The sequence below is a fragment of the Nostoc sp. genome, assembly GCF_036917515.1.
Classification (GTDB): domain Bacteria; phylum Cyanobacteriota; class Cyanobacteriia; order Cyanobacteriales; family Nostocaceae; genus Nostoc.
Map to the genome: position 1 here is coordinate 1 of NZ_JBALDE010000158.1, position 24,334 is coordinate 24,334.

Sequence of the window (24,334 nt, forward strand, 5' to 3'; positions counted from 1 at the left end):
TTAAGCATCCTCGTTTTTTTCTCTACTACACCTACTTCCTCAGAGTAATATTTTTTCTGGCAAAACTCCAGTTCTCAAGATGGATGAGGTTTAAATCTTTTTTAAATTCTTTAGAGTATTTTAGTAAGTCTTTTTGAAATTCTTCAGATAGATAAAAATTGTCAGAAGCTTCCCGAATTTGATGTCTAACTCTGCTGCTGTCCTCTTCTCTTACTTCATCTAGTCCATCAAGCAAAACCAATACCCTACCGTGCTTGAATAAATCACTTACTTGAGTAGTGACTATTCTGCAACTAGAGAATAGCTGACAAATGTATTCTAGTAATCCCGGTTTATTTGCAGCTTCAGCAAAATCTTTGAGCGTGATAAAAATTGGCACACGATTACCTTGAAACTCACCCTCTATACACTGAATTGCTAAATACTTCAAAAATGTGGTTTTACCTGCTCCTGGCTTTCCTAAAATCATCAGCTTGAGATATTTCTCAACCGCTTCCAGTCCTAGCACTCGTTTTGTAGTGATTCTGTTTAGTCCAAAGCGGTCAAAATCTTCGCTAGTACACTGTTGCAATAATTCATCAATTTCTAACCGTTGTAGCCCAGTAATTTTCTCTAATATATTGACGCTGGTGTAAATGTCATTCAACCCTATGGGTTGAGTCATATCTAGCACCCGCATTGTGCCGCAGCGCTCTTGAATCAGAGGTTTTATCTTTTCCCGTACCTCTTGCACGATCACATCAATATCAATGCTGCTATCCTGATTTACCTCTGGTTCACTGGCTGGTTCAGCAACTACTTCTTCCCACTCTAAATCTAGCCTGTCGCAAATTTGGACAAAGAGATTGCGGTCAACAGGTTTACCTGTAAAAAACTTTCCGATCGGCTGGCGAGTTACTTTTAAATCTTCAGCTAATGCTTTTTGAGTTAAGGAATAACGAGTTAAAGCTCTTTTTGCTTTTTGGATACCTTCTGGAGAACAGGAAAGCGATCGCCCGGACATAAGCTAACCACTACACTTTTGCTGATTCTAACTACTAATTTGGCAATTTATACTCATCGCATACACAAGTCACTCATATCACAAACCTGTATTTAAACCTAGAACAAACACTCACTTGTCAAAGTAGGGATGTAGTGATTCAAACGATTTGGGAGGGAGTCAATGTTATCCAAGAAGTTTCCTTCAAGAGATGAAGTGCTGGCTGTTGTAACGCTGATTATGGTGATTGGTTCTCTTACTCTTGCGATTATCGACGAGAAGAGTCGCCCTCCATTTTTAGATTTAACAAAATTTGCTGTCGGTACATATATTGGATTGTTGATACCTCGGTCTAAGTTAAGTGATCGCAACTAGTCAATGACAAATTCTTTCTTGGTGACTATCACAATCCTAAATAATTCCTCAGATACAAGATCCCTGACAACTTCTAAAAAGTCAGGGATCTATAACTTTCAATTCTCACAAATCAAATAAGAACGTTTTCTTCTCAATCAACAAAAAAATAACGAAAAGCCTCCAGAAGAGTTTCATTTTTCTTTGAAGACAGTAAAACTTTTTCATACAATAAGAAAAATTCACTCAAATAATTGTAAATTTTTGTAAAATTGATGTCTTCAAGACTAGAAACCTGATATTTAGATAGCTAAACTAACAAACAGTGCATCTGTACTGTTAATAATTAAAAGTAGATGTGGCGCTATAGCCTGAATGATCCCAGTACAACTTATCCTCAAAAACTTCCTTAGTTACCGTGATGCAACCTTAGATTTTGGCGGTTTGCATACGGCTTGTATTTCGGGTTCCAATGGTGCGGGTAAATCTTCTCTTTTGGAAGCAATCACTTGGGCAATTTGGGGTGAAAGCCGCGCCACTACTGAAGATGATGTCATCTATTCTGGTGCGAAAGAAGTTCGGGTTGATTTTACTTTCAAAAGTAACCAACAAAAATATCGGGTGATTCGTACCCGAATTCGAGGAGGTACTAGCGTCCTCGAATTTCAAATAGAAATACCATCTGGGTTTCGCTCACTCACTTGCAAAGGGGTAAGAGCAACCCAAGATTTGATTTTAGAACATATCAAGCTTGATTATGATACTTTTATTAATTCTGCCTACTTACGTCAAGGTCGTGCAGATGAATTCATGCTCAAGCGCCCCACAGAACGCAAAGAAATTTTAGCGGAGTTGTTGAAACTCAATCAGTACGATGATTTGGAAGAACGGGCAAAGGAATCTTCTCGTCAGTTCAAAGCCCAGGCAGTTGAGTTAGAGCGTTCTTTGGAGTCGATAAAAATTCAGCTGCAACAACGCCAGATCACCCAAGCGCAAAGAGTGGAGTTAGAAGCCGAACTCAACCAACTGCAACAGGTACAAGCTTTTGATAATATTCAATTACAAAATTTGCAAGTTATCCAGCACCAGCGCCAAAATTGGGAACAACAACTCAATTTTGTAAAGCAGCAATACCAAAATCTTACTCAAGATTGCGATCGCCTCCAACAAGAACAATCAGCTATTGGCTCTCAGCTATTAGATTTAGAAAAAATATTACACCAAGAAGCTGAGATTAAAGCTGGATACGCTCAATATCAAAGTCTCCAATCTCAAGAAGAAGCTTTTGCTGTCAAATTTGAAGAACATACCCGCGCTGGGCAGAATCGCCAACAAAAGCAACAACAGCTTACCAAACAAATTCACGAAATCGAACGCCAACTGCAACAAGCCCAAGCACAGCTAGAAGCTTTGCAGCAACAAGAGCGAGACATTCAGCAAACTCTCACTAAGTCGGGTGAAGTAGAAGCCGCTTTATCACAACTAGCCGCAGCTCGTCACCATGTTGCTCGTTTAGATCAACTGCAAATGCAAGTTACTCCCTTGTTGCAACAACGAGCAACTTTACAAAGTCAACTTGATCGCACTCATGCCGGTTTAGTAGCGCGACTCGAACAACTCCAAAGCACTGAGAACCAATTGCAACACCAGCACCGCCGCCAACCGCAACTACAACAAGCGGTGATGGATGTGGCAATTCAAATTGAGGAACTGGAGAAAAAGCGGGTTTATCTGCAACGAGTCCAAGAAAAAGGGCAAGAAAGGCGGCACTTTATTGAACGTCTGCAAGCTCATCAACGAGATTATGAAAAACTGCTGGGAGAATTAGAGCAGAAATTGCAAATGCTGCAAAATCCTGAAGCACTTTGTCCATTGTGTGAGCGTCCTTTAGACGAACATCACTGGAGTCGGGTAGTGGAAAAAACCCAAAGCGAGTTAGAGGATACTCAAGGGCAGTTTTGGGTAGTGCGGGAACAATTGGCTGTGTCTGACAAAGAAATTCAGACACTCAGGCAGGAATATCGCGATATATCGCAACAGTTAACGGGCTATGATGGTTTACGCGAACAGCGAGGACAGTTAGCAGCACAGTTAGAAGCGACAACTGATGTGCAACAACAGTTACAACAGATTGCTGATGAAAAACAGCATTTAGAGCGATCGCTCCAAGCTGGTGATTACGCTCCCGATAAACAAGCCGAACTCCGACAGCTAGACCAATATCTGCAACAAGTTAATTATAATGAACAAGACCACGCCCTCGCCCGGAGCGAAGTTGAGCGGTGGCGATGGGCAGAAATTAAACAAGGGCAAATTAAAGATGCAACTAAGCGACAAGCGCAACTATTAGCCCGAAAACCAGAACTTCAAGCTAGTATTGCCCAATTACAAGCCAAAATCCAGCAAGATCAGATTGATTCTGAATGTGCTAAACAAATCGCGGCTCTTGAGCGTCACATTACTGAAATTGGCTACAGTTCCGAGCAGCACAACAATCTGCGTATGGCTGCAAAGAAAGCTCAATCTTGGCATTTGCGCTATCAACAACTGCTATCAGCCCAGCAGCAGTATCCCCAACTCCAGACGAGATTGCAAGAGTTAGAGGAGTCTAGAAGCGCCAGAGTAACGGAGCGCCAAAAACTCGGCAGCCAAATCGAAAGTATTATCCAGCAACTACAAGCAACAGCTAACCCATCTGCCCAAATTCAAACTTTAGAACAGCAGCTAGCAATCCGCAGACGACAACTCGACGAGCAAATAGCCAAGTTGGGGCGTTTAGAACAGCTGGCGCATCAACTGGAAATGCTGCAAATTCAATATGAAGAACAGCAGCAGCAATTACAATCTTGCAAGCAGGAATATCGTGTATATCAGGAATTAGCGCAAGCTTTTGGTAAAAATGGTATCCAAGCATTAATGATTGAGAATGTCTTGCCGCAACTGGAAGCCGAGACAAATCAACTACTTTCGCGGTTGAGTGGTAATCAGTTTCATGTACAATTTATTACTCAAAAAGCTGGGCGCAGTGCTAAATCAACCAAGAAAAACGCCAAACTGATAGACACCTTAGATATTTTAATCGCCGATTCTAGAGGAACGCGAGCTTATGAAACTTACTCAGGTGGAGAAGCTTTTAGAATTAACTTTGCCATCCGTTTGGCTTTGGCGAAATTATTAGCGCAACGGGCAGGGGCGGCGTTGCAATTGTTGATTGTAGATGAAGGTTTTGGTACACAGGATGCTGAAGGATGCGATCGCTTGATTGCTGCGATTAATGCGATCGCTTCTGATTTCGCCTGTATTCTTACTGTTACCCACATGCCCCACCTCAAAGAAGCTTTCCAAGCCAGGATTGAAGTGAATAAAACTCAAGAAGGTTCGCGGTTGAGCTTGTCAATTTAATTGTATTTTACGCGTGCATCAAGACCTAACGAGCGGAGCTTTTTTGTTAATGTTTCTGCTTGGGCGCGATCGCTAAATGCTCCAGCATTCACATAATCTCCTAAATTGGATTGCACCGCGACAGCATTAGGTATATATTGTTGTACCTTACTTAGAGTATCATTACTAGAAATGGGAATTATTACTCTGTAAGGATTATTAGCAACTAGTGTATTGCCATTGGTAACAGGTTCTACATAGTCATTGGCAGGGGGTAATGCATATCGATTAGTGTCAGCTAATACATAATCATTAGTTTGAGTGTAATTACTCCCAGTTGAACCATTTAACCCCAATGCTTCCCAAGTTTGCCAATCTACATTTCCAGTAGAATTAATTCGAGAAGATTGCTGGAATGCAATCACAGATTGTCTGGTGTAATCATTGAAAAGTCCATCAGGATTAGTATTAGAGAAACCCAACTGCGCCAAACGCTCTTGAACTAATCTGACATTTTCTCCGCGATCGCCTACAGTTAGATAACTTCTACCTGGTTGTTGAATACCACCTGTGGAGACTCTACGCACTGAGTCCAAAACTTGGGCATTAGCAATGCCATCAACAGGTAGTCCATTATTTCGCTGGAATGCAATTACAGCTTCTCTAGTCATTGAACCAACATTCCCAGTGGCATCAGTATTTAAATAACCTAACTGGCGTAAACGCACTTGGAGTTCTCTCACTTGTTGAGTGGAAAGACTCGATCTTCCTGAAGTCAAAGAGGAACCCATTAGTGCGTTCCAAGTTTGTCGATTCACAATTCCGTTAGCAGTTATGCGATAATTCCGCTGAAATGCAATTACAGCATCTTTAGTAATTCGTCCAAAATTTCCAGTGGGATTAGCATTAAAGTAGCCTAACTGCCGTAAACGCTGTTGTAATTTTGTGACGGCTGTACCAGTTTTGCCTTGAGAAAGAGTAGGATATTGACCAACTGGTGAGCGCGATGCGCCACCGATATTTCTATTGGAACTTCTACCTTGACAGGCTCGTTGCAAGGCGCGTTGAGTACTAATACCCACAACTCCATCAGCAGATATTCTATTTGCTTGCTGGAACTTGATCGTAGCATTTTTAGTTAAGGCAGCAAACTTTCCTGTAACCGGGCCGTTAAAATAGCCTAACTTTTTTAAACATCTCTGGGTACTGCTAACTTCAGGCCCATTACTTCCTATTTTCTGAAGTGCTAAAGCTTGTCCAGCAATACTCACAAGCCCCATAATCAGTGCCACAGACAAAAAACGCATTGCAGCACCAGTCGATAACTTTTTCCAACTTAAAAATTTGAAATTAACTACGATAGGAACAACCTTGATACTTTCGGATGCCTCGTAGACTGAGGCAAGCTTGATTAAATGGCTAGCTACCCCTGTTTTCACTTGCTTTTTTCAAGTTGATGACTAGAAAAAAGTATACCACTTACCTGTGTAATAATTACTTTTCGTATGATTCTTTATAAGTAAGTATCCAGGGAGCAGGTGAGACAAGGGGACAAGGGGGAATTATTGAACAAGTCTCTCCCAAGCCTCCCCCCTCTTCCTTGTCTACCTTGTCTCTTCTCCATGCCGGATGCCCAATGCCTCATGCCTATTGTTCATTAACTTTTTCAGTATTACCTGCTTTCACCCAACCTTCTTGTTCGCTACCTTCCAAACGGATCTTTTGCCAAGCTTTATCGTCGCTTTCTGACAAAATAATAATTTTTTGATTAAAACCAACTCCACCAATCTTTTCAGATTCTTGATTTGGTTGAGAGCGCAAACTCAAGCCTTCAGCCCAACTAACACGTCCTCGGTAAGCTCCCGCTGGCAATGGTTTTGATGATGGTGTCGCCTTTGGTGATGCTGTGGAAGTAGAGGTTGAGCTTGGAGATGATTGAGCCTTAGTTCCAGGTGGAAGGGTAGATTTACCTTTTCCAGGCTCAGTTGCTTTTGGAGCTTGGGCTTTCACCGAGGGACTATCGTTGGAAAAAACGGGTTTGGCGGGGGGTACGCCGGTGCGATTCATAAAATAGAGTGCAATTGCAGCACCGCCACCTACTAACACAGCGATCGCTAAGAAAAACCCCAATATAAACTTTGTAAAGCCAGACAACATAATTAAAACCTGATTATCAACAGTCAAGGGTGAAGGTGAGCCAGTCACGTGCGTATTTTCTCACAGCAGTCGCTCATGAGGGAACCCGCTTCTATGCGAGAGGCTTTTGCCAAAGCGGAGCGTCTCATAGAGAAGGCGCTGCCTTCCCATTGAGGGGAGTGGTATTGAACTGGCTCTCAAGGGTTACAAGTAGAGAAGCAAGAACCTATCAGTATCAATAGTCCATAATAATTCATCATTAACTATTGACTTTTTACTAACTGATTATTGTAGCTATGCTGAATAGACATCTGGTGAAATTAAATATGCGTAATTGAGAACCCTTATAGAGAAGTAGCACTGCTACGTCTCTACATTTTTTTCGGGTTCACGTAGTGCGCCGGAGGCGTTCGCTCAAAGGATTGTGTTTCGATGCTAAACGCGCTCTCCCAGCGGCAGCCCATTCTTGGAGTTGCTGAATTTGCTCTACAGCAGTTCGCGCCAAGGGGATGATTTGACTGGCTGCTTCTAAAATGTCGTCCGTAGCAAAGTCACGGTTTTGGCTAAATCCAATATGCATCGCTTCAATTAAAGTTTGCTCAATCTCTGCCCCAGAAAAATCGGGCGTTTCATAAGCTAACCTTTCAATGTCATAACTTTTCAAGTTATGGGGGCGCAGTCGGGATAAATGAACATCATAAATTGCTTTTCTCTCTTCTTGGGTGGGCAAACCCACAAAGAAAATTTCATCAAATCGTCCCTTACGGAGCATTTCCGGCGGTAAAGCTTGGATGTCGTTGGCGGTGGCGACGACAAACACGGGTGAGCTTTTTTCGGCTAGCCAGGTAATAAAAGTACCAAACACACGGCTAGCTGTTCCAGCATCACCTTTGCTACCAAGTCCGGCAAAGGCTTTATCTATTTCATCAATCCACAAAATACAGGGAGCAAGGGCTTCAGCTACTTGGATCATTTGGCGAGTGCGAGATTCTGATTCACCCACCAAACCACCAAATAACCTGCCCACATCCAAACGTAGCAAAGGTAAATGCCAATGATGAGCGATCGCTTTTGCTGTTAATGATTTACCAGTTCCCTGAATACCTACCAACATTAAACCACGGGGATGCGGTAATCCGTACTGTCGCGCTCGATTGGTAAATGAACCTCCCCGACGAATCAGCCAGTCTTTCAAGTTATCCAGTCCGCCAATATCAGAAATTTGCTCAGTGGCGGGGTAGAAGTCCAAGATTTGGGTTTGGCGGATAGTTTGGCGCTTTTCTTCCAAAACTAGATCCACGTCTTCTGGTCGCAATTCTCCGTGGGTAGCGATCGCTCTTGCCAAAACCCGGCGAATCCGTTCCATCGAAAGTCCTTGACAAGAGCGCACCAAATCATCTAAAACTTTTCCAGAAAGGGAGTTACCAGTACTTTGGAACAAGCGATCTACCTCAGTTTTAATTTCTGGGGCGGCGGGTAAGGGAAACTCGACGACTGTCAACACTTCGGTTAAGTCGTCAGGGATGGCGATGCGCGGCGACAGTAGGACAATATTTTTTGGTTGTGACTTGAGGAGTCGGGACAGGTTGCGGAGTTTGCGGGCGATCGCTACATCATCTAAAAAGCGATGATAGTCTCGGAGAATCAATACCGCAGGTGCGGAAGCTGGTAATTTTTCGATAAATTCCAAAGCTTGCAACGGGTTACGTCGCCCAAACCCAACATCATTGGGGTTTCCCTGGTAGCCATCGACAAAATCCCAGGTATATACTGTGCGATTACCTTGGTTGGTTGCTTCTTCCCGGATAGCTGCTTCTACCCGCTCCTCCTCGTATGTGGGAATATAAATCAAGGGGTAGCGGGCACGTAGCAGCAATTTAAACTCTTCACGGAAGTTCATATTTAGCTGTGGTTATTTGTTCTTCTCTCATTGTTCAGGTTTGTATCGCCTCTAACAACTAAAAAAACAATATCTGCCTGTGCATGGCTGTTGGTGGTGCGATCGCTCTATGTGAGATATTCCTCAAGGATGAGCGATCGCTCTGTATAAAAATAATTACTGACTTTTATGTAAGATATTTCCTAATTCTTCAGCCAGTTCAGACAAGAAATCAGGTTTATTTTCAACTAGCCATTTTGTAAGATTATAAGAATGTTTAGTTTTTCTAAATTCCAATTTATTATCACATAATTCTTGAAACATACTTTTAAGTATATTTGCACCGTGAATCTTAGATAACCAATTATTATCTGAAACTTCTTCTCTTTTTCCACCTTGAAGCAGATAAGATTTTTCCTGTTTAATTTTGTCAATAGATTCCTGAACCTGAGTAATACTGATAGATGTTTCTAGCCATGTAGCCTCTTCATTTATTACCACTGATATAGCTTCAGGGGAAAGTAGATAATTTTCATACATGGGTAGGCGTAAAAAAGTCACACCTCTCTTTTTTAGTTCTTGAATCTTTGTTTCTGTCTTACTTTCTCTATCAAATATAAATCCAATGACTGGCGGAAATAGAGTTGCTCCCGTTGTGAGTTTTTTATAAATATCAAAAACAAGGTCAGATCGTTTTCCATCCAAAAGAGCATCAGTGCTATTGACAGATAAAATTTTAATACCCATTAATGTTATTCTTGCAACTTTCTCCAATATCAGTGGAAAACATATCTCCTCAGTTTGTCCTTCCACCCAGAGAATACTATCAGCACCGAAAACGTCAGATAACCTAACTCCAAGTTCAGCTAAGATTTCGTTTTGTGACTCTATCTCTTTTGGTTTTATTACTGATGCAGTGGTTTCATAATCTTGATATTGAAGCTTGATAATAGTAGATGGATTCGCAGATGCAATGATTTCTGGCGAATGAGTAGCAATAAAATATTGGTGCTGCGGAAATTGTTTAATAGTTTCTATAAGTTTTTTAGCTGCACCTGGATGTAAAAAAGATTGTGGTTCATCAATAATTATTGTTCTTGGTTGATCAGATGAAATTAAAATATAGACAATTGCTAGTATCTGGCTAACTCCACTTCCACATAATGAGAGAGAAATTGATAAATCATCTCTATGAAGATTATCTGTAGTCCAAACTATAATTTCAACATTTGAATTATCTTTCGGTAATACAGAAATCCACTTTATTTCATCTAAAATTTCTGAGACTAATTTATTAAATTGAGTAAACATACCTGGGTTTTTACCCTGTAATATACATATTGCGTTAGCCAAATTGGAAGCATCTGATTTCAGTTCATCATTATTTTCAAATTTGCAAATAGCAACGTTTAGGCGTTCAGCTTTAAATCTATAAATACTATTTAGAAAAGTCTTGAATATCTTGTAACCTATACTTTCATAATTTTCTGCTTTGTACTGACAAGGTTTGACTATATCAGCATCATTTTCTTTTGTATCGACATCTAATAAAAGCGATATTTCTCCCAATTTATATTCAATCCTATAAAAGTCTTGGCAATTGAGTTGTGTTTTAAATGACTCAAAATTAAGTAACTTTTTTAAACTAATATCATCCATTGCCATATTAGAGTATAAAGATATTTTTATTTCCAATGAATTATTATTTTCTAATTTGTTTTTAAATTTATCGAATGCTTCAGTTACATATCCTAAAAATATATCATAATAGTCTTCTTCGACTAGTTGTTGTCGATTTAGCTCATCTTCATATCCAATAAAAAACACTTTGTTTGGTGCAGGTATTCCAATATTAGTAGATCAATGTTTTATAAAATTTCGCACTTCTTCCGTCTGAATTTGCCAAATAATTTCTACTCTAGATTTGTTTTCCTTTAAAATAGAAACCTTTTTTGGTAATGTTCTTATACTTTGATGAGGATAATTATCAAAATTAAGTGATAGTACTTCAAGTAAAGATGTTTTTCCTGCATTATTTCGCCCAACAATAATATTAATACCTGGTGAAAATTCCATTAGACCAGAGTCGAGATATGACTTATAGTTAAATACTTGCAGCTTCTTGATAAACATTTTGTATTATTTATTGACTAAGTTAATTCTATTATTGGCAATTTAATTTATTTTGCCAAGTAAAACCGAAAAACCCGGTCTTTTAGAGAAGCCGGGTTTCTATGAAAATGTCATAGATTAGCTTAGTAAATTACTGCATAAGTTGTAAAACTTAAACTGAAAAGTGATGCACTGTTATGCGTCTTACTATCCTGAAAGTTGCTTTTTCAGTGCTTCCAGAGAAGCCCAACGGTGATCAACTGGAGTTTCAGAACTATCAGAACTATCAACACTACTACTTACAGGAATGCCTGGACAATTGCGATCGCATAATTGGCGCTGGGGTATTGCCAAACACATCTGCTCATATAGCCATTCGTTGGGATAAAAATAACCATCAGGCGGTAAGCTTTCCAGCAAATCTTCCATAATTACTTCCCTTTCTAAAGGCAAGTCATTTACCTGATTTGCAGTTTCATCTAACCAGATAATTTCCTTTGTATCAATCCCTAAACGGCGATTGTATTGCTGCAAGCAGCGGTTGCAGGTACAAGTAATAATTGTTTCTGCCTGACCCGATACTTCCAGGTAATTACCATGATGTTGCACGCGCACATGACCGCGAACTGGTGTTAACGTTTCCAGACCAAGCAGAAATTCTTTAACTTGAACTTCCTCTGTTCGCTCCGATGCTCTAGTTAGCTGCGGAATATAAATTGCGTCCATAGGATTTGTGAGACATCCTCACTAAAATTTATCTCGATTACCAGCAATTATACTGATACTGAATCTTTATTTTATCCCTTAAGAACAAGAGAAGTTTTGAAATTATATATGGTTATGAGTTTTCAATTAACTCCAAACTCATAACTCCTAACTCCTAACTCCTTCCAACGGGGCTGGACAGACAACCAGATGACGATGTGGCTCTTTACCGCGACTAAAGGTATCTAAATCTCCAAATTCCTTCAAGAAGGTATGAACTTGACGCCGTTCAGCAGAACTAAGAGATTTGATTTCCACTTCTCTACCAGAAAAACGCACTTCATCAGCTGCTGCTTCTGCTAATGCGCGAATTTCGGCTTCTCTTTTGACCCGGTAGCCATTTAACTCAATGGTGTAAGAGGCTTGTTCTTCCGGGGGTTGGCTAAGGTTTAGAACCGAATTTGCTAAATACTGAATCGCATCTAACACAGAACCATCAGCACCAATTAATAGCTGGATTTGTTCTGATGTCAAATTGGTTTGGTCAATAGTCAACCAGTAGTTATCTGGTTCTGGGGAATCGCCGTCTTGAGATTGAGCAGTTTTTAAATCACCCTGAATCTCAACAGGTATTCCAGTGAGTTCCAGCAGGGTTTTTAACCACTGCTGACCTCGCTGCATCGGAATGTCGCTCATGATCCCCCTGTCGCCTTTTTCTTAGGACTTTTTGGTTCAAACGGTAATGCTTTTTGTTCTGTGACTGCTGCTTCTTTCTCCTGAGTGTCTACAATTTTTTGCAGTTCCTCCGGTAGAGGTTCGCGGGAGAGAAGATAAGTTTGTGCAGTCTGGAAAATATTACCAATCACCATATACATCAGTACCCCAGCTGGTAGGGGGAAGAACAAGAACATCCCAGAAAAGATAACGGGGGTGATTTTGTTAACTGTATCCTGCTGTGGATTTCCGCCGCTGGAATTTTGCCCGGAAAGCATTTGGCTAACATAAAGGCTGATTCCAAAGAAGACGATCATGGCGACGATATCCCAATGAATTGTGCCATCTGCATCTTGGGCGCCAACCCTACCTAAAGCATCAATGAATAAAAAGCCTTTTTCTGCTGCTAGTCCAGGAATTGTTCCTTGAATAGTAACTTCTCCTGGTTGCAAGGCTTCTACATTGCCCTGAGCATCAATTTTTATCCTATCTTCACCTTTGGTAACTTTCCAATCAGGAATCAGCTTATTTTCCGGGTGTTCTGTTAAAAGCACCTGAAATGGTTTACCCTCAACAGTTTGATACTGTATCTTGGTTTGTTCTCCTACCGCTAGTTTGTTTCCGCTAGGAATAATGGCAGCTACTTTAACGTGTTCCCCATCTGCTATGTAAATATTTTGAGGAGCAGTGGCAAAGGCTTGCGGTTGAATTTGTTCGATTTGTTCTGTGGGAAGAATTTGCAGGTTAACGCTGTAGTTCGCACTTGCAAAAGGCGAACCCCGCAAGGTGGCAAACAGCGCTAACAAAACTGGCATTTGCACTAATAATGGAAAACAGCCTGCCAAAGGGTTGCCAAATTCTTTTTGGACATTAACCATTTCCTCCTGCTGCTTTTGCGGATCATCCTTATAGCGCTCTTTGATTTCTGCCATCCGCTTTTGCATTAGAGGTTGTACAATTCGCATTTTCCGCATGTTGCGAATTGAGCCAGCACTCAGGGGATAGAGCGCAAAGCGGACTATCAAGGTCAAAGCAACGATCGCCAATCCGTAGCTAGGCACAATACCATAGAAAAAATCTATGATTGGCAGCATCACGTTGTTCGAGAGAAAGCCGATACCAAAATCCATTATTCTGAATTCAACCTGAGGTACTGTAAACTGAATCTAATTTATCTAAATCATGATTTGTCGGCGACTATCTTTCGCTACGGATAGCCGCACATTATAAATGGGGCATTGGGGAGCCACTGTGGTCTTGGGGTCTCCTCAAGTGGAGCAAGTGGCGTCATTGGGCAATAACCAATAGTTTTTCTTCCCCTGCTTCCTCTGTTCTCCCTGCTCATTACTTATTGGCAGTGCCGGTAAATTCGGGATTTTTTGCAGCAATTTTTTCGTTAATGTAGTCATAGACTTCCCGAAACTTGGGAATTGCGCGCAATTCAAGACGACTGCCGTTTTTTAAGGTAATGGCCATATCTCCCCAAAAGCCAATGCCACGGGGGACTTTGACGATTTTGACGATTTCTGAGTAAATTACGTCAGTGCGATCGCGCCCCTGCCAACCTCCGGTAACAGTAATTCGGCGATCAGTGATGCGGAAACGCAGCCACAATGCCCTGACAATTGCCCCAACTGCTAATGGTAGCCCGACAATGGTTAGCCCAATCAGCAGGTTGACAATTAAATCCCCAACATGGGGGCCACCTTCATAATAAACATCTTCACGAATTCCCATCGAACACCTCAGCTTGTGCCAACAACTGCTCTAATTCTTGCAGAAATTGTGGGCTTACGCACTTAGATTCTGCTGCTGTAGGTTTGACAATGAATACTAGCCGCCATCCTGGTGATAATTTTGGCAGCAAGTTGTGTAAAGCAGCAGTAATTTGCCGTTTAATTCGGTTGCGAACCACTGCCCTTTTGCTGACTTTTGTGCTAATAGAAATGCCAATCCGCGTGCTGGCAAGATGTGCTGAGTCAATTGCTTGTGTAGTCTGGGTGGCAGTGTCTAAAGGAAGTTTTGTTGAACATAACGGCTTTAAGGCTCTCAATATTAAATAAGAGCCATGACGCCGAATTCCTTCTCGGAAAACTGCCTGGAAATCCTTTCGGGATTTTAGCCGATTTGCTTTGGGCAAAGCCACAGATGCTCTTTATCGCTTGATATGCGCTAAACGCTCAGACGGTGACGTCCCTTTTTTCTTCTAGCGCTAATCACGTTTCTACCGTCTGGTGTCCGCATCCTGGCGCGAAAACCAGAGGTTCTTTTTCTCTTACGGCTAGTGCCGCCCAATGTTCTTTTCATACTGTTCTCCCTTTAGGTGATTTTTATAAAAACTCACAATCTCCAATGATATCACTTTGTTAGGGAATTAGGAATTTGGGATTAGTTCTTCTCCTTATCCCTCTCTCCACTCTTAATTAATGCTCAAAATCCATGTTCCCATGTAACGCAGTAGTGGTACATCCCCAGGGGAGAGCACTTGACAGTTAAAATAGTAAACTCCGCCGAACGATGGGTTTTTCACGTTAGATAATACTACTTCAACTCCACTACCTGCTGGCACTGGTTCTTCAGGAAAAATATTAATCAGTTTACCTTCTTTGTCCCACTTCACCTCAGAAAGCGGAACTGCTTTGCCTTTGACTCGGACTTCAATTTTTTTCTGGTCAAAAGTTCCTTTGTAATAATCAGGGTAGGTAATGGCAAATTGACCAACTGCCAATTTCATTCTTTTGGCTGGAATCCTTAATATGTATCGATCCCAACCATTGGCTTGTCCACCAAAATCTAACCGGAAGGGTAGCTGATTTTCGGCTTTTACGCCGCTAAACAGCGTAAATCCAGGTAAGCTTTGTGCCAAAGTTAAGGCTGGTAATCCAGTAACCAAAAAGCTAGTCACGGCTAAAGCAGAAAGTAAACGTCGCATAATTGAACTTCCTCTACCAAAATATAAATCTGTTATCTAAAATAACTGTGTGTTAGTATTCTTTACTAAACTTTACTACTGGCTTCCTAACAATGGACGTTTAATTTCCAAAAAAAGTGCCATCCTACCTGAAGTTTAGGCATCACCAAAGGTACTTAGTATCAAAACAAACATTATATAAATTTACTTCATTATCCTTATGTAGCTCTGATTTGATTACCAAGTTGGTCAAATTTGCACTAAATATAAATACAGTTGGGGTTGGATTGTGTTGACAAATATGTATAAGTGTATCTAAATTTGAGAATTTTGTTATAAAATTTGATCCATGTCATCAGCGATCGCCAGTTAACATGGGCTAAATTGATTAAAATAAGTTGGAATCGCAATCGTAATTATTAAAATTTGATTGGGAAATTATAAAGCTTTCAAAATTCGGTCAATATTACTCTATAAAATACTCTATAAGAAAGGAACACCAAAATTTCTCAATCCCGAAAACAAGCTAAAGATAAAGATGCAAAATTTGGGAATCAATTTAGGATATGCAATACATAACCCTGTTTGCAACTATCTGAAAATATGACATCTGCGAGCGGCAAAGCGGAAAGTCCGATCGGAGGTTCCCTCCGCTCAGAACTTTACAAAAAAATCAGGCTTTGTCTGGAGAGCTAAGAGTGGGAGAAGAAAGATTCAAGGTTCAATCTACAAGTAAAATTCATGGCTGATGTTCCTGCCTAATTACTATGAGCGCGGAACACCCTCGTCTGGACAATCGCTTACTTAGCAGAGATTAGGTATTTATCTTCAGGAGATTTCATGAGAATAGCAGTTGCTAAAGAAATTGAAGTTTGTGAACGTCGTGTGGCATTAATTCCTGACATCGTTGCCCGATTGGTAAAACAAGGTTTGGAAGTGTGGGTAGAAGCAGGTGCAGGAGAACGCTCATTTTTTGGCGATCCTGACTATGAAGCAGCAGGAGCCACAATAATCAGCGATACTGCCAAATTATGGGGTGAAACAGATATTCTACTGAAAGTCAGTCCACCGCAAGAACGAGAAGATGGACGCTTAGAAATTGATTTGTTAAAGGAAGGGGCTGTTTTAGTCAGTTTCCTCAATCCTTTGGGAAATCCTGTTGTAGCACAGCAACTGGCAAATCGGAAAGTCACAGCTTTGAGTATGGAGATGATCCCCCGTACCACCAGGGCGCAAAGTATGGATGCTTTGTCCTCGCAAGCTTCATTAGCCGGTTACAAAGCAGTATTAATTGCTGCCGCAGCGTTACCGAAATACTTCCCGATGTTAACCACAGCCGCAGGCACGATCGCCCCAGCGAAAGTATTTATTATGGGCGCTGGTGTAGCCGGATTGCAAGCGATCGCCACTGCTAGACGTTTGGGAGCAGTGGTAGAAGCCTTTGATATTCGTCCCGCCGTCAAAGAAGAAGTGCAAAGCTTAGGGGCAAAATTCGTTGAAGTCAAATTAGACGAAGAAACCGTTGCGGCTGGCGGTTATGCCAAGGAAATTTCCGAGGCTAGCAAACAACGTACCCAAGAAGTTGTCGCCGAACACGTCAAAAATTCTGATGTAGTAATTACCACCGCCCAAGTTCCTGGGAGACAAGCACCACGGCTAGTTACAGAAGAAATGGTGGCACAAATGAAACCCGGTTCAGTGATTGTGGATTTGGCTGCTGATCAGGGTGGTAACTGCGCCTGCACAGAACCCGGAAAAGATATTGTGTGGAACGGTGTAACAATTATCGGCCCCATCAATCTCCCATCATCGATGCCAATTCACGCCAGCCAATTGTATGCCAAGAACGTAACATCGTTGATGCAATTGCTAATTAAAGACAAAGCTTTACAGGTAGACTTTGGTGACGACATCGTTGATGCAGCTTGCGTTACCCACGCTGGTGAAATTCGCAATCAACGAGTGCGGGATGCGCTACAAGCATCGAATACTCAACAACCAGCGGTTAATTAGGAACTGAAGATTAGGGACTAGGGACTAGTGACTGGGGACTAGGAAATAGATACTTAGCAATACTTTCTCAGTACCCAATACACCAATACCCAATCCCCAGTACCCAATCCCCAGTACCCAATACCCATTCCTAAAAGGAGTTTTGATTTCATGACAGAGGCATTACTTGCTGCTTTGTTTGTGTTTGTTTTGGCATCTTTTATCGGCTTTGAAGTTATCAACAAAATACCACCGACTCTCCACACGCCCCTAATGTCAGGCTCAAACGCAATTTCTGGCATTTCGGTACTTGGGGCAATAGTAGCATCAGGTGCTAGAGAAACAACTGTGTCAGTGATTCTTGGTTTAATTGCTGTAGTACTAGCTACAGTCAACGTTGTAGGTGGCTTTCTCGTCACAGATAGAATGCTGCAAATGTTCAAGAAGAAGGAGATTAAGGCGTGAGCGACTTTTTACCAACTGGCATTCAGCTGACATATTTAGTCGCTGCATCCTTATTCATTTTTGGTTTGAAAAAGCTGGGTTCACCAGCTACAGCGCGAAACGGTAATGTGGTTGCATCTGTGGGGATGCTGCTAGCAATTGTGGCGACAATGCTAGATCAGCATGTGTTGAACTACGAGATGATATTGTTGGGCTTGGCAATTGGATCGGGAATTGGGGCGATCGTTGCCTACAAAGTCCAAATGACGGAAATGCCGCAAATGGTAGGTTTACTCAACGGTTTAGGTGGTGCGGCTTCAGCATTAGTCGCCGTTGCTGAATTCTGGCGATTATTGGATTCTGGCGCACCCGTACCCCTAGATGTGAACATTTCCATGCTATTGGACGTGTTAATCGGTGGCGTTACCTTCACAGGTAGTTTTTTAGCCTTTGCTAAATTGCAAGGTTTAATTAGCGGTTCTCCGATTACATTTCCTTTCCAGCAACCATTTAACCTGTTGCTTCTGGGTGCTTATTTGGTAGGCAGTGCCTATTTAATCATTACACCAGATAGCTTACCCATATTCTTGGGAGTAGTAGCTGTTTCGTTAGTGTTAGGTGTGATGTTCGTCATCCCCATTGGTGGCGGCGATATGCCAGTGGTAATTTCGTTGTTGAACTCGTTGTCAGGTGTAGCGGCATCTGCTGCTGGTTTCGTGGTGATGAACAATATGTTGATCATCGCTGGGGCTTTGGTAGGAGCATCTGGCTTAATCCTCACCGAAATTATGTGTAAGGCAATGAACCGCTCTCTCTTCAGTGTGCTGTTCAGTGCTTTTGGTACAGGAGCTACTTCTGGTGGTGGTGCTGCTGGTGGTGGTGCGATCGATCAAACTGTCCGTAGTATCGATCCCGAAGAAGGGGCGATGATGTTGGGTTATGCCCGTTCTGTGGTAATTGTGCCTGGTTATGGTATGGCAGTTGCCCAAGCGCAACATAGCGTCCGGGAATTATCAGATCAGCTAGAACGGATGGGCGTTGATGTCAAGTATGCCATTCACCCCGTTGCTGGGAGAATGCCAGGACACATGAATGTGTTGCTAGCAGAGGCAAATGTGGCTTATACCCAGTTGTACGACATGGAAGATATTAATCCTCAGTTTGAGCAAGCAGATGTGGCTTTGGTAATTGGGGCAAATGATGTGGTAAATCCGGCGGCGCGGAGTGATGCAAATAGCCCAATTTATGGTATGCCGATTTTGGAAGTAGATCGGGCGAAGCAGACGATTGTAATTAAGCGCGGGATGAGTACGGGTTTTGCTGGTGTAGATAATGAGTTGTTCTACAAGGATAAAACTACGATGCTTTTTGGTAGTGCGAAGGATATGGTGGCGAAGTTGGTTTCGGAAGTGAAGCAACTTTAACGAACCGCAGAGGCGCAGAGAGCGTGGAGTAAAGAATTTAGAGAGTTGGCTTGCTTTGGGAGTGTGATGCTTCTGAGGCAATTTTTTTTGGAGGGAGATTGTTTCGCACAAAGGAGACTTTAATAAAAACGTACTAATTTTGTACTAATCAAAGTTTAATTCATGTGTTGAGTATAGTTTTACAAAATTTTATAGTCGAAATTAGCTCTTGAAGTTTGACAAAACAGTAATTTTAAGTTTATATGTATAAAGTTACACAGACCAACCGCAACTTAATTTAACTATTTATTTTGGTGCAGGATAAATAATTTATGGACAAAGAACTATATTCGCTATCTAAAATTTTTACAGAAAAACTATATAGAATACCAGACTATCAGAGAGGATATGCTTGGAATCTGAAGCAACTTAAAGATTTTTGGAATGATTTAGAACAACTGGAAGATAGAAAAAATCATTATTTAGGAGTTTTAACTTTAGAAGAAGTTTCTAGCGAGGTTATCAATCAATGGCAAAATGATTCATGGATCATACAGTCCAAAGGTTATGACGCTTACTATATTGTTGATGGTCAACAGAGATTAACAACTGCAATAATTCTCATTCAAGGATTGATTGAGTGTACAGATAAAAATACTAAATTAAATTATAATACTGTTGAGGATATCCGTAAAAAATATATTTTTGATTCAAAAGATGACGGTATTTCTAGATCGTATATTTTTGGTTATGAAAAAGATAATCCAAGTTATGAATTTTTAAAGACAAAGGTTTTTGACGAGCATTCTTTTAATATTTCTGACAAGCAGGAGACAATTTATACTCATAACCTCGAAATAGCTAAAATATTTTTTAGAGATGCATTAGAAAAATTGTCTCATGTAGAGAGAGAAAATATATTTAAAAAATTAACACAGCATTTATTGTTTAATTTATTTACGATTTCTAATGATATAGAAGTTTGTATCGCTTTTGAGACGATGAACAATAGAGGAAAACCTCTTTCAGTGCTTGAATTATTGAAAAATAGATTAATATATCTTACTATAAAGCTTAATGTTGAAGATTATGAAAAAAGAGATTTGAGGCATAGTATAAATGAAGCATGGAAAACTGTATATCATAATTTAGGTAAAAATAAAGATAATCCCCTAGATGATGACAAATTTCTCTTTAATCATTTTATTTTGTATTTTGGAAAAGATACAAGCACTGAAGATGAAATATCTGCTGTTGAAACTTTTGGTATCAATATAAACACAAGTCGTTATGTTATTCGTGCTGATTACTATAAATTTTTGTTAGAAAAAATATTTATATCTAAAAATATTGTTCAAGAAAACAACGGTGATAGCAGCAATAATACAATTAAGTTAAACACTAAATTCATAAATGATTATGTCAGAGATTTGCAACAATCAGTTGTGTTATGGCATAAAATTTCTAATCCTTATTTTAGTGATTTTTCAGAAAATGAGAAAATTTGGTTAGATAAACTAAACAGATTAGTAAATACTGGAACGGCATCCGTTGTTCCTCCTTTAATAATGGTTTTTTCAAGAAAGAAACTAACACAGATAAGAGAGTCAGATTTTTAAAGGCTTTAGAATTACTAATGTTTTTTGCTTTATTAATTGGTTTTCCGTCTCAGGCAATATTTTCTATAACAGGATTCAATACTTTAGAAAAAGCAATAAATTTAAGTAAAAGTAAAGTTACAGCAGAAAAATTAATAAAAGAGTTGGAAGAAATATTTAATGAAATATATATTGAAAAGGGAGCATTCAAACGAATAAAGTCGGAGTTTAAGACGCGAGACTTTTATAAGTGGCGTGGAATAAAATATTTTCTTTATGAATATGATTTATATCTACAATCATTATCAAAACATAGCCAAAAAAAGATAAATTGGGATGAATTTACTAATAATGATTCTACAGAAGATTATAGAACTGTTGAACATATATATCCACAAACTGACAAAGACAAATATTGGCGTGATGCTTTCCAAAACTATACAACTAAAGAAAAAAATTTATTAAAAAATTCTCTTGGTAACTTATTGCCTCTTTCATCAGCTAAAAACTCTAGCTTTAGTAATAAATCTTTCCTTGTAAAAAAAGGTAATGAAACAAATGCTGTTGGATATAGATATGGATCTTTTTCTGAAAATGAAGTAGCAAATTATGAACATTGGACAGCTAAGGAGATATTTCGAAGGGGAATTCATTTACTAAATTTTATGGAAGAAAGATGGAAATTTAGCATAGGAAATGACCAAGAAAAAGTAGATTTTTTGGGTATAGGATTTGTCTTAAAAAAAGAAAATTTATCTAATTAATAAAATATGTATAACTTTGCGTGAGACAAAAAATGATTGACACATACTAACCAAAATGTGCTCACCTCAAATCTGACTCCTTAGTATCTTGGAGGTTAGTTAAAATTAAAAAAGCAATCGCTACTCATCTTTCAATATGTGATCGCCTCTTCTCTTCTTCTTCTTTGTCCTCTGTGGTTCCTTAAAAAAGTGATCGCCTGCAAAATCTCCATTATGCGATCGCTTGCTTTTTATTGAAACGCGATCGCCTCTTCTTCCTTTGTGTCTTAGTCTATTTGTAGTTCGTTAATAAATATGGTAACTGAGATAAACAGTTGTAAGACACGAAAACGTAGTGATGTGATTATACAAAACACCTCACTCCACATTAGCCTCAGCCAAAGTGAAATGAGGTGCTTTTATTATTGGTAATTAAACAGACTTTAAAATTAATCCAATGACTTGCCAGCTTTACTTAGAAGCTTACCTAATCTTTGAATTGGCCCCTTAAATCCCCTTGGGGCATCAGTTGCAGCTTGTTGAGTTTGTTCGCTCAATTTTGTCAGCACCTCGGCAAAGTCAGCAGCTTTAGCAGTTTTGCGCTTCAAGAGTTGCTTAAGTTCTTTAAGTCCATTAGCAACTTCTTGGAGATTCTCGTTTTCAGACTTATGCAATAAGGTGTACCACGTATCAATTGCACCTTGCGCCGCCTCAGGTTCAATTTTAGTCAAGTCTCCTTCAAGAGTTTCTATTACTGATTCTATCTGTTCAATCTGTTCCTGGTCTTCCGCCTTACCTAGTGAAACACCTATATTGCGAAGTTGCTTACCTAACTTCTGTAACGGAGTTTTTAGTTCCTTATCAGTATCAGAAGCAACATTACCTGTTTGCTCACCAATTTCAGTTAGCACTTCACCAATTTCATGACCTGTAGCTTTACCACTTTTCACCAGTTGCTTGAGTTGCTTGAGGTTATCGGCTATTTCTTTGATTTCTGGCTCTTTAGCTTTGTGTAAATAAGTATACCACTCATCTATAAAGCCAGTAGCAGTTTCGCTATCAAGAGCAGTCAAGTCTCCTTCTAGTGCAGAAACAAGTGAATCTAAATCCAAGTTATCAGCTTTATCAGCTTTTTTAGCTGCTGTGCTTTCTTTCTTGGTAGCAGTCTCCCCTTGTTTACTATTGGATTTTTGTTGAGAACTCATGGTGTAATTTCCGTAACAAAACTAAATAAGTGTACAGGTATCACTTTATAAAGACTCTACGGAATTGCCCTCATTCTTAGGTAAGACTTACGGACTATATAAGTCTATAATTATGTATATTAATAGAAATCAAACTTTTCAAACCTTTAGTGAAAGCCCAAGAATAAGTAGTATTCATTTTTTCTGTAAACTTTACTACAGACTAGCTGTTCTCGAAGTTAGGGGCTGATTGTAGCATGGGTGTAAAAGTGCTAATAAATATTTCTACCTTTGAGCGAAATATAAAGAAGTTGTCATCGTCTGATAGTGCTGTGTTGGGCTTGGAGAACTTCTAGCTAACCCACAGTTTGCTCGGAATTTGGATACAGAACTCAGAGCCATTATCAGGTTCAGAAATATACTTGAGTTGGCCGCCGTGTTTTTCTACAATAATTTGGTAGCTAATAGATAGACCTAAACCAGTGCCTTGTCCAGGTTGTTTGGTGGTAAAGAAAGGTTCAAAAATGCGCGATCGCACAATCTCTGGAATTCCACAACCATTGTCAGCAATCCAAATCAGAATAGTATCCCCTTCTATGATTTCTGTACGTATGCAAATTTTTGGATTATCAATTATTTTTCCACTAGTTACTGAGTTTTCCAGTGCATCGATCGCATTGTTGAGAATATTCATAAACACCTGATTCATTTGGGCTGCATAGCAGACTATCGGGGGCAATTCACCATATTGTTTAACTACCTCAATAGCAAAAGAATTAGTTAGTGGTTGCAGTCGATGTTGTAAAATTTGCAAAGTACTATCGATACCTTCATGAAGGTCAACGGGCTTCATTCCAGCTTCGTCAAGTCGAGAAAAACTTCGTAACGATAAGACTAATTGAGAGATCCGCTCTGCCCCCATCTTCATTGAAGTCAAAATTTTGGGCAAGTCATCACTAATGAAATCTAAATCCACTACTGCTGCTTGCTTATGAATTTCTCCTGTTGCTATAGGATACTGTTTCTGATAAAGGCGCAGTAATTTAAATAAATTTTCGGTATGTTCAGTAACATAAGTGACGTTGCCATAAATGAAACTAATCGGGTTATTAATTTCATGTGCTACACCAGCAACTAACTGCCCTAGTCCTGCCATTTTCTCACTTTGAATTAACTGGCTCTGAGTGTACTGTAATTCTTTAAGAGTCTGGGTCAACTCTTCTTTTTGACATTGAGTTTGTTCGAGTAATTCCGCTTGCTGAAGTCCTACCCCTAACTGAGTACCAATCTGCATCAGCAAATCTACCTCATCTTCTTGCCAATCACGAGGCTTAATATTTTGATAAGCTGCTAGTAATCCCCAAAGTTTCTCACCCTGAAAAATCGGCACAATCATATATGCCCTAACCTCCATTTGTTCAATCAAGGCAATATAAGGAATAGAATTATCGGTGCTGTAAATATCCTTAATGACCAGAGTTTTACCATTAGCAAAGTCTTCTACTTGGTTTTTTTGCAAGTAATTATCTGAGGCAGCTACGCCCGTCGTATACATCGCAGGTACAATTTTCTTTACTGATGTCCAACCTTGAGCTAAAGACTCAGCAACAAATTCGCCACTCCAATCAGCTCGGAATCGATAGATTGTCACTCGGTCAACTTCTAATAACCGTCGGACTTCTTCTGTACTAGTAGCAAAAATGGGCGTTGCATAAGTGCGGGATGAATCAGGTTAACACGGGTATTTTCCCGTACTTCAAGTAATGAAGTAATAATCGAATTGAATACTTCAGCAT

General features: G+C 40.0%; 21 protein-coding genes and 1 pseudogene. 7 read left to right on the forward strand and 15 right to left on the reverse strand.

Annotation, left to right across the window (positions count from 1 at the left end; translation table 11 throughout):
- Window positions 1-31: 31 nt before the first annotated feature.
- Window positions 32-1,003: an NACHT domain-containing protein gene (locus V7K89_RS20510; protein ID WP_335190331.1), complete on the reverse strand. Its 972-nt coding sequence runs from the start codon at window positions 1,001-1,003 to the stop codon at window positions 32-34.
- A 162-nt stretch (window positions 1,004-1,165) separates the two neighbouring features.
- Between V7K89_RS20510 and V7K89_RS20515 the strand changes: the two genes are divergently transcribed.
- Window positions 1,166-1,357 carry a hypothetical protein gene (locus V7K89_RS20515; protein ID WP_335190333.1) on the forward strand — a complete coding sequence of 64 codons (192 nt, stop codon included), beginning with the start codon at window positions 1,166-1,168 and terminating at the stop codon, window positions 1,355-1,357.
- A gap of 354 nt (window positions 1,358-1,711) precedes the next feature.
- On the forward strand, window positions 1,712-4,738 hold the full coding sequence (locus V7K89_RS20520; RefSeq protein WP_335190335.1) for an SMC family ATPase: 3,027 nt from the start codon (window positions 1,712-1,714) through the stop codon (window positions 4,736-4,738).
- On the opposite strand, the gene V7K89_RS20525 is transcribed toward V7K89_RS20520, so the two are convergent.
- From V7K89_RS20525 to V7K89_RS20580, 12 genes are all read right to left on the reverse strand, one after another.
- Entirely contained in the window at window positions 4,735-6,156 is a 1,422-nt protein-coding gene (locus V7K89_RS20525; protein WP_335190337.1) for a peptidoglycan-binding protein, read from the reverse strand. The two genes, V7K89_RS20520 and V7K89_RS20525, sit on opposite strands and share 4 nt — an antisense overlap.
- A 208-nt stretch (window positions 6,157-6,364) precedes the next feature.
- Window positions 6,365-6,874, reverse strand: a complete 510-nt coding sequence (locus tag V7K89_RS20530) for an SH3 domain-containing protein (protein ID WP_335190368.1) — start codon at window positions 6,872-6,874, stop codon at window positions 6,365-6,367.
- A 367-nt stretch (window positions 6,875-7,241) separates the two neighbouring features.
- Complete coding sequence (locus V7K89_RS20535) at window positions 7,242-8,753, reverse strand: AAA family ATPase (protein ID WP_335190339.1); 1,512 nt, start codon at window positions 8,751-8,753, stop codon at window positions 7,242-7,244.
- A 156-nt stretch (window positions 8,754-8,909) separates the two neighbouring features.
- On the reverse strand, window positions 8,910-10,559 hold the full coding sequence (locus tag V7K89_RS20540; RefSeq protein WP_335190341.1) for an ATP-dependent nuclease: 1,650 nt from the start codon (window positions 10,557-10,559) through the stop codon (window positions 8,910-8,912).
- A gap of 33 nt (window positions 10,560-10,592) precedes the next feature.
- Window positions 10,593-10,808, reverse strand: a complete 216-nt coding sequence (locus tag V7K89_RS20545; RefSeq protein WP_442941724.1) for an AAA family ATPase — start codon at window positions 10,806-10,808, stop codon at window positions 10,593-10,595.
- Window positions 10,809-11,051: 243 nt separating this feature from the next.
- Window positions 11,052-11,570, reverse strand: a complete 519-nt coding sequence (locus tag V7K89_RS20550) for a YceD family protein (protein WP_335190345.1) — start codon at window positions 11,568-11,570, stop codon at window positions 11,052-11,054.
- A 147-nt stretch (window positions 11,571-11,717) separates the two neighbouring features.
- Window positions 11,718-12,245 (reverse strand): Jag family protein, encoded by a 528-nt coding sequence (locus tag V7K89_RS20555; RefSeq protein ID WP_335190347.1) that lies wholly within the window; start codon window positions 12,243-12,245, stop codon window positions 11,718-11,720.
- Complete coding sequence (gene yidC / locus V7K89_RS20560) at window positions 12,242-13,393, reverse strand: membrane protein insertase YidC (RefSeq protein ID WP_335190349.1); 1,152 nt, start codon at window positions 13,391-13,393, stop codon at window positions 12,242-12,244. The genes V7K89_RS20555 and yidC overlap by 4 nt, the downstream gene beginning before the upstream one ends.
- Before the next feature lie 214 nt (window positions 13,394-13,607).
- The gene (locus V7K89_RS20565) at window positions 13,608-14,000 is read right to left on the reverse strand and encodes a PH domain-containing protein (RefSeq protein ID WP_335190351.1); all 393 of its coding nucleotides are present in this window, start codon (window positions 13,998-14,000) and stop codon (window positions 13,608-13,610) included.
- Window positions 13,987-14,409, reverse strand: coding sequence for a ribonuclease P protein component (gene rnpA / locus V7K89_RS20570; protein WP_335190353.1), 423 nt, complete (start codon window positions 14,407-14,409; stop codon window positions 13,987-13,989). The genes V7K89_RS20565 and rnpA overlap by 14 nt, the downstream gene beginning before the upstream one ends.
- 26 nt (window positions 14,410-14,435) lie before the next feature.
- The gene (gene rpmH, locus V7K89_RS20575; RefSeq protein ID WP_099102484.1) at window positions 14,436-14,570 is read right to left on the reverse strand and encodes a 50S ribosomal protein L34; all 135 of its coding nucleotides are present in this window, start codon (window positions 14,568-14,570) and stop codon (window positions 14,436-14,438) included.
- A gap of 112 nt (window positions 14,571-14,682) precedes the next feature.
- A complete protein-coding gene (locus V7K89_RS20580) occupies window positions 14,683-15,195 on the reverse strand; it encodes a DUF2808 domain-containing protein (RefSeq protein ID WP_335190355.1) in 513 nt (170 codons plus the stop codon).
- An 819-nt stretch (window positions 15,196-16,014) separates the two neighbouring features.
- Here V7K89_RS20580 and V7K89_RS20585 point away from each other — a divergent pair.
- The 5 genes from V7K89_RS20585 to V7K89_RS20605 all read left to right on the forward strand — a co-directional run bounded on the left by V7K89_RS20585 (window position 16,015) and on the right by V7K89_RS20605 (window position 21,375).
- The gene (locus V7K89_RS20585) at window positions 16,015-17,187 is read left to right on the forward strand and encodes a Re/Si-specific NAD(P)(+) transhydrogenase subunit alpha (protein ID WP_335190357.1); all 1,173 of its coding nucleotides are present in this window, start codon (window positions 16,015-16,017) and stop codon (window positions 17,185-17,187) included.
- A gap of 150 nt (window positions 17,188-17,337) precedes the next feature.
- On the forward strand, window positions 17,338-17,631 hold the full coding sequence (locus V7K89_RS20590; RefSeq protein ID WP_138499926.1) for an NAD(P) transhydrogenase subunit alpha: 294 nt from the start codon (window positions 17,338-17,340) through the stop codon (window positions 17,629-17,631).
- Window positions 17,628-19,034 (forward strand): NAD(P)(+) transhydrogenase (Re/Si-specific) subunit beta, encoded by a 1,407-nt coding sequence (locus V7K89_RS20595; RefSeq protein ID WP_335190359.1) that lies wholly within the window; start codon window positions 17,628-17,630, stop codon window positions 19,032-19,034. Before V7K89_RS20590 ends, V7K89_RS20595 begins: the two co-directional genes overlap by 4 nt.
- Window positions 19,035-19,345: 311 nt before the next feature.
- The gene (locus V7K89_RS20600; protein WP_335190363.1) at window positions 19,346-20,632 is read left to right on the forward strand and encodes a DUF262 domain-containing protein; all 1,287 of its coding nucleotides are present in this window, start codon (window positions 19,346-19,348) and stop codon (window positions 20,630-20,632) included.
- Window positions 20,633-20,649: 17 nt separating this feature from the next.
- Window positions 20,650-21,375, forward strand: coding sequence for an HNH endonuclease family protein (locus V7K89_RS20605; RefSeq protein ID WP_335190365.1), 726 nt, complete (start codon window positions 20,650-20,652; stop codon window positions 21,373-21,375).
- Between the two features lie 428 nt (window positions 21,376-21,803).
- Here V7K89_RS20605 and V7K89_RS20610 read toward each other — a convergent pair whose 3' ends face one another.
- Complete coding sequence (locus V7K89_RS20610; RefSeq protein WP_335190366.1) at window positions 21,804-22,559, reverse strand: hypothetical protein; 756 nt, start codon at window positions 22,557-22,559, stop codon at window positions 21,804-21,806.
- 331 nt (window positions 22,560-22,890) lie between these two features.
- A pseudogene (locus V7K89_RS20615) lies at window positions 22,891-24,240 on the reverse strand (GAF domain-containing sensor histidine kinase); the annotation flags it as partial.
- Window positions 24,241-24,334: the final 94 nt, after the last annotated feature.

Bases quoted from the DNA above. Each gene is read 5' to 3' on its own strand.
- V7K89_RS20510 (WP_335190331.1), bottom strand. From the start codon at position 1,003: ATGTCCGGGCGATCGCTTTCCTGTTCTCCAGAAGGTATCCAAAAAGCA.
- V7K89_RS20515 (WP_335190333.1), top strand. From the start codon at position 1,166: ATGTTATCCAAGAAGTTTCCTTCAAGAGATGAAGTGCTGGCTGTTGTA.
- V7K89_RS20520 (WP_335190335.1), top strand. From the start codon at position 1,712: ATGATCCCAGTACAACTTATCCTCAAAAACTTCCTTAGTTACCGTGAT.
- V7K89_RS20530 (WP_335190368.1), bottom strand. From the start codon at position 6,874: ATGTTGTCTGGCTTTACAAAGTTTATATTGGGGTTTTTCTTAGCGATC.
- V7K89_RS20535 (WP_335190339.1), bottom strand. From the start codon at position 8,753: ATGAACTTCCGTGAAGAGTTTAAATTGCTGCTACGTGCCCGCTACCCC.
- V7K89_RS20545 (WP_442941724.1), bottom strand. From the start codon at position 10,808: ATGGAATTTTCACCAGGTATTAATATTATTGTTGGGCGAAATAATGCA.
- V7K89_RS20550 (WP_335190345.1), bottom strand. From the start codon at position 11,570: ATGGACGCAATTTATATTCCGCAGCTAACTAGAGCATCGGAGCGAACA.
- V7K89_RS20555 (WP_335190347.1), bottom strand. From the start codon at position 12,245: ATGAGCGACATTCCGATGCAGCGAGGTCAGCAGTGGTTAAAAACCCTG.
- yidC (WP_335190349.1), bottom strand. From the start codon at position 13,393: ATGGATTTTGGTATCGGCTTTCTCTCGAACAACGTGATGCTGCCAATC.
- V7K89_RS20565 (WP_335190351.1), bottom strand. From the start codon at position 14,000: ATGGGAATTCGTGAAGATGTTTATTATGAAGGTGGCCCCCATGTTGGG.
- rpmH (WP_099102484.1), bottom strand. From the start codon at position 14,570: ATGAAAAGAACATTGGGCGGCACTAGCCGTAAGAGAAAAAGAACCTCT.
- V7K89_RS20580 (WP_335190355.1), bottom strand. From the start codon at position 15,195: ATGCGACGTTTACTTTCTGCTTTAGCCGTGACTAGCTTTTTGGTTACT.
- V7K89_RS20585 (WP_335190357.1), top strand. From the start codon at position 16,015: ATGAGAATAGCAGTTGCTAAAGAAATTGAAGTTTGTGAACGTCGTGTG.
- V7K89_RS20590 (WP_138499926.1), top strand. From the start codon at position 17,338: ATGACAGAGGCATTACTTGCTGCTTTGTTTGTGTTTGTTTTGGCATCT.
- V7K89_RS20600 (WP_335190363.1), top strand. From the start codon at position 19,346: ATGGACAAAGAACTATATTCGCTATCTAAAATTTTTACAGAAAAACTA.
- V7K89_RS20605 (WP_335190365.1), top strand. From the start codon at position 20,650: ATGTTTTTTGCTTTATTAATTGGTTTTCCGTCTCAGGCAATATTTTCT.
- V7K89_RS20610 (WP_335190366.1), bottom strand. From the start codon at position 22,559: ATGAGTTCTCAACAAAAATCCAATAGTAAACAAGGGGAGACTGCTACC.